The sequence below is a fragment of the Arthrobacter sp. B055-34 genome, assembly GCF_059090425.1.
On record NZ_JBNHFQ010000032.1, the window covers coordinates 1 to 246 of the forward strand.

Consider the following 246-nt stretch of genomic DNA (forward strand, 5'->3'; position numbering starts at 1 on the left):
ATTCTCTCCAGCGCGTTGCCGTTGGTTGCAGTGATCGTGGGAGTGTTCGCGCTTGCCCGACTGACCGGTAATCCGGCAAACCTGTATTTGCCGCTGAATGCCACGGACCAGATGCGGGCGGACTTTACCGCCCGCCATGGTCTGGACCAACCGCTGCTGACACAGATGGCCGATTACTTCGGCGGGGTCCTCAGGCTGGACTTCGGTGAGTCCCTCAGGACGGGGGAGCCTGCGGCGGCCATGGCG

At 63.4% G+C, this 246-nt stretch carries 1 pseudogene; it reads left to right on the forward strand.

Going from position 1 to position 246, the window contains the following annotated elements:
* Positions 1–246 (forward strand): annotated as a pseudogene (locus AC5RWO_RS21475) (ABC transporter permease); the annotation flags it as partial.